Source organism: Bacillus sp. HY001 (assembly GCF_007558965.1).
In the GTDB taxonomy this organism is placed as follows: domain Bacteria; phylum Bacillota; class Bacilli; order Bacillales; family Bacillaceae_G; genus Bacillus_A; species Bacillus_A mobilis.
This window is the reverse complement of the sequence record NZ_VLTE01000086.1, coordinates 32,291-39,575: the sequence shown is the minus strand read 5'-3', so window position 1 is coordinate 39,575 and position 7,285 is coordinate 32,291. Positions and strand designations below refer to the sequence as shown.

Sequence of the window (7,285 nt, the reverse complement as noted above, 5' to 3'; positions counted from 1 at the left end):
TCTTGCTGGTGCCCATTATTTCCTTGCGAGCCTCTTCCGTTATTCTCTTGCTGGTGCCCATTATTTCCTTGCGAGCCTCTTCCGTTATTCTCTTGCTGATTCTCATTATTTTCTTTTATCTGCTTCGGTTGTTGTTCCTTATATTGCTTTTGTTCTATATACTCTTTCTTCTCATTGCTTTCTTCTTTTACAGGAGGTGCGTCCGATGATGCATCAGAAGATGACTTTTGTTGTTCTTGATTAGACGGCAGTACAGGTGAAGTAAGCGGTTTTGTCTTCTCATTCTCTTGTTTTATATAAACGCCCGTTCCAACTCCTGCTTTCTTGGCATCCTCCCGCATTTGCATCGTACTGCTTTGATATTCAACTGTAATATGTTTTATCTCATACTCTTTCTTTAATTCTTGCAAAGCTTTTTCCAACTGTGGTTCTAGCGATTTGTCCTTTGCAACAGCTGTTAGCATAACTTTCTTATCATTTGTTAAGTACTTATCCTCTTGACTCTGCTTTATAATCGTACGTATTACATCTTGCAGATGCTCATTTTCCCATCCTTTCATTTCTTTTAAAATACGCCTTCCGTCATCATTACAAGCCCGTAAATCTATAACACGAAGATCCTCCGTTACGCTCGCCTCTAAACTTGGATTTATATCAACTGAGACATAAGCAAACACTTTTTCTTCTGGTTGATTGTAGAAAAACAGCAATACGCATAGAAAACCAGCAACAATGACTGTTGTAGGCTTTAAGAAAGGTGGTATTGAAAAACGGGGAACTCTTTGTTCTTGTTTGTTAAACGAGATTTCCTCTCCTATCATGTATGGGTGCGCTTTTCTTTTAAATGTAATAAACTCTCCATTTGGAGTTAAAACAACTACGTTTTGCTTTTTTATATCCATCACAATTCCTTTATTCATCATGCTTTTCCCCTCTTATGTAATCAAGAATATATGTATAGTTGTTTGCAAAAATAATGCACATTGCAATAATGTATTTTCTATGTCGTTCCAACGTTTTACGACTTACCCTAACACGTGGTTCAATATCTTTTAAGGGTAATTTTTTCTTTCGGAAGAGCTCTTCCATCATTTCCTCTTCTTTTATAATAATCTTCACAATTTCTATTAGGTGCTCACGCGTATCACGATGCTTAGGAGATTCTTTAGCAAGCTCTGAAAATGTGATTTTAAACTCAGCTAACACACTTTGAAAATGAAGAATTTCCTCCTTACGGTTACTGTTTTCCATCTCTTTCATATACTCCGTGAGCGATACTTGCATTTCTAACATTTCCTCTTGCTCATCTTCTTTTAAAAAGACAAAGTTATGTTTAGACTCCTTACGTATATAGTCAATTACATCTCTTTTTATAAGAAGATCAGCAAACGCTAAAAAAGATTTCCCTTTTTTATATGAATACTTTTCAATTGCTTCGTTAAACGCAAACAGTCCAATACTATATTCATCATCCTGTTCTGTAATATATCGGCGACAGACAGACGATATTGATTTTCTAATAAACGGCTGATATTGTACGATAAATGCTTCCTTATCTCCTCCGTTGTTTTGTATGTCACATACGATATCTTCTATTTTCGGTTTTCTTAGGATCTTCATTACTAAACTCAACACTAGTAATCTCCCAGCCTCCTTCAAATAGCAAAAAGGTCACTAAACAAGTGACCATTCAACCACATTTTGTTAGTACTTTTCTTTTGGTTTGTCTTCTTGCTGTTACTTATATTTTTCGAGACTAACTTTTTTCACCGTTTTCTTAATGATTTCCCTTTTCTCTCGGCACTAAAGTTCAGTTTGTATGTTAATTTTCTTTCACTTGTTTTTCTTGCTCTTTTTCTATTTTATCTGTAATTCTTGAATAACTCTTCTCTATATCCTTGGTAATTTAATCCTTTTATTTCGGATTCTCCACTTAATCTAGTATTTTTATTACCACTTCAATGTTCTTTCATAACCATTTTTCTTCTATCGATTTTCTTCACTATATATATTCGAAGGAATACATAGTTTTATGGGGGTCAAAGAATATTTTTGATAAAATATATATTTATTTCAAAAATAAAAACCATTGATTTGAAAAAAGGCTAATCAATGGTTTTCTTTTTATATGCCTCTGATACCTTTGTAATTAAATCCAAACATTTTCTACTGTACTTTTCTTCATTAAAAAAACCACAGTTTACACCTAAACTGTAGTTTTTCGACGTACAAGGAATTACATAAATCATTAGTTGGCTGTCTAATGATTTATCAGTATCTGTTTCTAGTTTTTTAACTCTATAATAGATGCAAGACTAATTTCTTACAGAATGAAACCAAGGCAATTGTTTAACACATGTATCGCCATAACATATGCAAGGGATCTTTTAGAAAGCAGATAAGCAATAGTAAGTATCACCGCGCCTGGTAAATAAATAGCATAATCCGAAAGCTGGTTCGTATGAAGGAATGTAAAGATTAGAATCGAAATGATAGATGCAATAGCAGTACCAATATAATGCGAAAAGCGATTTATTAAAATATGACGAAACACAATTTCTTCAAGTATTGGACCCAGAATACCAAATACAAGCAATGTAAATATAAGAGGTACCTCCGCACCTGCTTCAAGGAGTTGTTCTTGGTTCTCTGGCTGACCAGTTGCTAGAAAATGCATAATAGAATTCTCAATAATTATCATAAGTAAAACCACCATAGGAATACTTACTATTTTCAAAATTGTTTTCTCTTTAAAATATACAAAACTCTCAATAATTTCGTTCTTAAATAAAATTATTCCAACAATAGCAGGTACAGTAAAACCGATGGCACCAAGAGCAAATTCTGATTCAACTAAATTGTTGTTAGTTAAAAGTGATATGCCAAATAATATGAACAAACCAATTTGAAATGGTAAGAACAGTGTTAAAATTACTAGCATAATAAGTTCTTTTTTATTCATTTTTATAAAGTTCATTTTATTATCCTCCTAATTAAATTACCTACAATTTTTGATTTTTCTTTCTGCATAAAGTTCTCCTTCCAAATATATTCATATAATTAACCGAACCGGACCGTTCGGTTCGGTTTCAGTGTTCAATAATACTATATGTTTCTAGTTTTTTAAACCCTTTTTACAAAGTATTAACAAAAAATATGTTAAAAACCAAATATATTTATTTCTCAGTTGCTTATTTACAATCAAATTCCAGTAATTATTAATGATTAATCGTTTATAGAATGGAGTGAAAGTGGGAGTAGCCCGTCCCCTTTAGCTTTAGTTTTAGCTAATCCTATTAATAAAAATTAGATATAATAGTCATATGTTTATACATTAAAATTAACGATATTTTTACTTCTTCTATGATTTTAGGTAAAATTAGTTGTATAATATGACTGAATTAACCAATTGGTCATATTATAATTGACAGAAAATTCATTCGAATAATATAGATAATATAATTTAATTAACCTCAAACTGTATTGTTTTAAGTTCCCATAAGATAGGGATTGATAAAATATTTTTACTTTAAACTTATTTTTACTTACAATAAAAATTCAAGAAAAATCATAGTAAAAATCACCTTAAATATTAAGTTCGTTTTATTAGGAGGGCCACAAAGCATGACTAAAGTTGATAAGGTAAAAGAAAAGATTATTGAAACATCTTTATATTTATTTAATACTAATGGGATAACTTACACATCCATCCAGGATATAATGACAGCTACTGAACTATCTAAAGGAGCTATTTATCGTAGGTTCAAAAATAAAGAAGAAATTGTCCTTGCTGCCTACGACAAAAGTGGTGAGATTATGTGGGGGCATTTTCATAAAGCAATGGAAAATAAAAAGACAGCAATCGATAAAATTCTTGCAATTTTCCTTGTATATCAAGATGCAGCTAATAATCCTCCTATTGCTGGAGGCTGTCCATTGCTTAATAGCGCAATTGAAAGTACTGGAGTATTTCCAGAATTACAAACAGCAGCAGCAAAAGGTTATGATGATACAGTAATGTTAATGGCTTCTCTCATAAAAGAAGGAATAGAGAAACATGAACTTAAAGAAGATATAGACATTAGATCGCTCGCTTCTTTTCTTGCATCTTCAATGGAGGGCGCTATTATGGCAAGTCGAGTATCGAACGATAATATACACCATCAGTATTTTATTGAACAAATAAAACATCATCTTCTCACTTATTCTAGATAAGTGAGAACTTGCATTGCTTTTATTCCATTTTTAATAGCCTTAAATTGAATAAACCCCTCTCATAAAAAGTATTTTCTGTTTATGAGAGGGGTTTATTCATATATTTATATAAAAACTGACTTATCGCTAGTAAGTAGGAATTTCATTTATCATTGTATATTCTTCACATACCTCTCCTTTTTATCCTACCCTTAAAATAAAAAATGACATTCCTGCCGTAACATTAAAATAGACCTTCAAATTTTTAGATACTCCTACTGTCGGCGTTCAAAAGCAAGACGTACAGCAAGTCCCGTTAAGACACTTGCCATAAGCCAACGCTGCACTTGCAGCCACGTTGGGCGTGTGCCAAACCATGTAGCAATTTTACTTGCTGTAAACACAATTAGAAGGTTGACTATAAAACTAACAGTGATTTGCGTAAGGCCTAAAACTGCACCTTGTATAAGCAACGATCCCTTCTCAGGATCTTCAAATTGAGGTAACAGTGACACATACAAAATAGCAATCTTTGGATTTAGAAGATTAGTCATAAGCCCCATCAAAAATAATTTCCTTGGTGGCTCATTAGAAATAGTACGAGGTTCCATAATAGAAGTAGCACCCGGTTTTATCGAATTCCAGGCGAGCCAAAGCAAGTAAGCAGCACCTGCCCACTTGACTGCTTCGTAGACAGCGGGTACTGCAAGGAATAAAACTGTAAGTCCGAACATTGTTGCGATTATATAAATTACAAATCCGAGCATAATGCCCAAGAGAGAAATAAATCCCGCCATACGTCCTTGCGTAATGGAACGAGAGATAAGATAAATCATATTAGGCCCAGGTGAACAAACCATGCTAAGTGAAACAATTGCAAATGCTAACAAAGTACTAAAGCTGACCATGAATCTTCCCCCTTCATGTTACATAAAACTTCCTATTGTAAATCTTATCATGACTGAGGAAAGAAAAGATCAATTAAGTTAAGGTTTAAAAATAACCTATCCATATTGATACTACAGCAACTACTAACAAAGCAAAACAAATTGTTATATTTCGAACCCACTTTTGTATATCCTCAAAATACCGTTCTATAAATATAGCGTTGATATAAACGATAAGAAATAGAACAACGAAAGTAAAGGACCCCAATTTATCGTTGAATTTTTCATTAGTATATGTGCTTACATGAAGGAATAGAAAAACAAACACTACTATGAATAGCTCAAATATCCGTCTTTTATTCAACCTACCACCACCTTACATTAATTCCTTTTTATTCCCTTTTATTCCATTTTATCAGAACATAATGTGTAGTAGCATATGAATTTATATCCATATCAAAAAGGCTAACAATTCAAGATTGTTAGCCTCTACTTTCCAAATTCGTACCTTTTATCACTTTATTTCCTAACAACCGGGATCCACATTTCACCAAATACTAAGCCGTCTCTTTGCCCCATCTCAACTGTTGTATTTGGCCCACCAACATAAGCAAAATCTGTTGCTTCTCGTAAAGCTTGACCGAAAGCCATGCCAGTAAGCTTATTACTTAACTCTTCAGCCGTTTTGTCTTCCCCTTTCACTACTAAGTATTCTCCCTTCGGAAACTGGATCACTCTAGATTCTTCTTCTATTTGTGCTTCTGTCATGACACCAGCATAATACATCATCTTGTTATTCACCGCTTCGCTCACAGAAAAAATGTATTCGTTTGTAGCAAGTTTTTTTAAAGTATCCAACCTTCCATCTTCTTTAACAGCTGACCAAAAGTATTCCTTTTCTTTATTTATTCCAGCAAAGTCTGTATAGTCACTCTTAATTTCAGTTCCAATACCTAACACAATAAAACTATCTTTTTCTTCTATCGTATAATTTTTCATTTTCAATACCTTCCTTTTTTTAAAATGAATCAAACGATTTATCTTTTCATCTGATGAGTTTATAATATCTTTAAATCATGTCAAAAAATGATACTGTTTAGGAGACTCAAATGAAAAAAGTTGAACGGATTAATACAATTATGCGGTATATCAACAATCGCTCGCACTTTACAATTACTGAAATCATACGAGAATTTAACATATCACGATCGACAGCTATTAGAGACATTAGAGAAATTGAAGCTATGGGCATGCCACTTGTCGCTGAAGTTGGGAGAACTGGTGGATATTTTGTCATGCATAATTCTATCCTGCCCGTTGTTCGCTTTACTGATAACGAAGTCAAAGCTCTTTTTATTGCCTTTATGGCTACAAGAAACCAACAACTTCCCTATCTAAAAAGTCGCCAATCTTTAGCCGAAAAACTACTAGGTCTCATTTCAGAAACCCAGCAAGATGACCTCGTTCTTTTAAATCAGCTCTTGCTTTTTGAAGGGACTAATCCTCATAATCCCGATCTACTGGAGCTTTCTGACCTCCCCCATCCGATGTTAGAAAAACTCATCCAAATCCTTCTTTTGGATAGACATTTATTGATTACCATCAAAGAAGAAGAGAAAATCAAGCCTTATCCAATTTATCTATTACACCTTTATCAAGAAAAAAGCCATTGGATTATTGAAGGGTTTGACTTAAAAGAAGAAAAGAAGCTGATTTTTCCTGTCGATGACCTCATCAATATTGAACCGTACACGACGAAAAAAAGGTTAAGTAAGAAAAAGATTTTAGAAAAACTTAGTAAAAAGGACGAAATAATCAATCTCGTACTTGAATTAGGACCGAAAGCAATTGCCCAGTTCAAAAAATACCACCCTTTCAAAGTTTCAATATCTTACACAAACCCTTACCAATCTACAGCCATTTTAAAAACATTTATCGATGTTAATAATTCCGATGAACTGACAGAGATAACAAATTGGCTGCTTTTCCTAGGGAAGGATATTACAATCAGGGAAATGCCTGAAGAAGTATTAAACGATTTACAAGAGCGGTTATGTTTATATTCTCCATGAGCATTGATCTCTTAAACCCAAAAATATTGAGTTTAATTCGTTACCAGCTGCACATATTTTTTACCATGAGAGCACAATACATAATAAAAGCACGGAAAACCTCCCGTGCTTTTTCAAATATATATAATTTCG

General features: G+C 33.2%; 8 protein-coding genes. 2 read left to right on the top strand and 6 right to left on the bottom strand.

The window, feature by feature from the left end; all coding sequences use genetic code 11:
• The 3 genes from FOT98_RS26945 to FOT98_RS26930 all read right to left on the bottom strand — a co-directional run.
• A partial coding sequence (locus FOT98_RS26945) for an anti-sigma factor domain-containing protein (RefSeq protein ID WP_313902290.1) occupies window positions 1-920 on the bottom strand: 920 nt, incomplete at its 3' end.
• A complete protein-coding gene (gene sigI, locus FOT98_RS26940; protein ID WP_063262597.1) occupies window positions 913-1,635 on the bottom strand; it encodes an RNA polymerase sigma factor SigI in 723 nt (240 codons plus the stop codon). The genes sigI and FOT98_RS26945, both read right to left, overlap by 8 nt.
• Before the next feature lie 688 nt (window positions 1,636-2,323).
• On the bottom strand, window positions 2,324-2,977 hold the full coding sequence (locus tag FOT98_RS26930) for a CPBP family intramembrane glutamic endopeptidase (protein WP_063262596.1): 654 nt from the start codon (window positions 2,975-2,977) through the stop codon (window positions 2,324-2,326).
• Window positions 2,978-3,624: 647 nt separating this feature from the next.
• Here FOT98_RS26930 and FOT98_RS26925 point away from each other — a divergent pair.
• Entirely contained in the window at window positions 3,625-4,215 is a 591-nt protein-coding gene (locus FOT98_RS26925; protein WP_061680275.1) for a TetR/AcrR family transcriptional regulator, read from the top strand.
• A 254-nt stretch (window positions 4,216-4,469) separates the two neighbouring features.
• Here FOT98_RS26925 and FOT98_RS26920 read toward each other — a convergent pair whose 3' ends face one another.
• The 3 genes from FOT98_RS26920 to FOT98_RS26910 all read right to left on the bottom strand — a co-directional run bounded on the left by FOT98_RS26920 (window position 4,470) and on the right by FOT98_RS26910 (window position 6,080).
• The gene (locus FOT98_RS26920; RefSeq protein WP_063262595.1) at window positions 4,470-5,102 is read right to left on the bottom strand and encodes a LysE family translocator; all 633 of its coding nucleotides are present in this window, start codon (window positions 5,100-5,102) and stop codon (window positions 4,470-4,472) included.
• A gap of 85 nt (window positions 5,103-5,187) precedes the next feature.
• Window positions 5,188-5,445, bottom strand: coding sequence for a DUF3963 domain-containing protein (locus FOT98_RS26915; RefSeq protein ID WP_063262594.1), 258 nt, complete (start codon window positions 5,443-5,445; stop codon window positions 5,188-5,190).
• Between the two features lie 155 nt (window positions 5,446-5,600).
• Window positions 5,601-6,080: a GyrI-like domain-containing protein gene (locus tag FOT98_RS26910; RefSeq protein WP_063262593.1), complete on the bottom strand. Its 480-nt coding sequence runs from the start codon at window positions 6,078-6,080 to the stop codon at window positions 5,601-5,603.
• Window positions 6,081-6,190: 110 nt separating this feature from the next.
• Here FOT98_RS26910 and FOT98_RS26905 point away from each other — a divergent pair, with 110 nt between their 5' ends.
• Window positions 6,191-7,153 carry a helix-turn-helix transcriptional regulator gene (locus FOT98_RS26905; RefSeq protein WP_063262592.1) on the top strand — a complete coding sequence of 321 codons (963 nt, stop codon included), beginning with the start codon at window positions 6,191-6,193 and terminating at the stop codon, window positions 7,151-7,153.
• Window positions 7,154-7,285 lie beyond the last annotated feature (132 nt).

Excerpts from the sequence above, each read along its gene's own strand:
- FOT98_RS26910 (WP_063262593.1), bottom strand. The coding sequence starts at position 6,080 with ATGAAAAATTATACGATAGAAGAAAAAGATAGTTTTATTGTGTTAGGT.
- FOT98_RS26905 (WP_063262592.1), top strand. The coding sequence starts at position 6,191 with ATGAAAAAAGTTGAACGGATTAATACAATTATGCGGTATATCAACAAT.
- FOT98_RS26930 (WP_063262596.1), bottom strand. The coding sequence starts at position 2,977 with ATGAACTTTATAAAAATGAATAAAAAAGAACTTATTATGCTAGTAATT.
- FOT98_RS26920 (WP_063262595.1), bottom strand. The coding sequence starts at position 5,102 with ATGGTCAGCTTTAGTACTTTGTTAGCATTTGCAATTGTTTCACTTAGC.
- FOT98_RS26925 (WP_061680275.1), top strand. The coding sequence starts at position 3,625 with ATGACTAAAGTTGATAAGGTAAAAGAAAAGATTATTGAAACATCTTTA.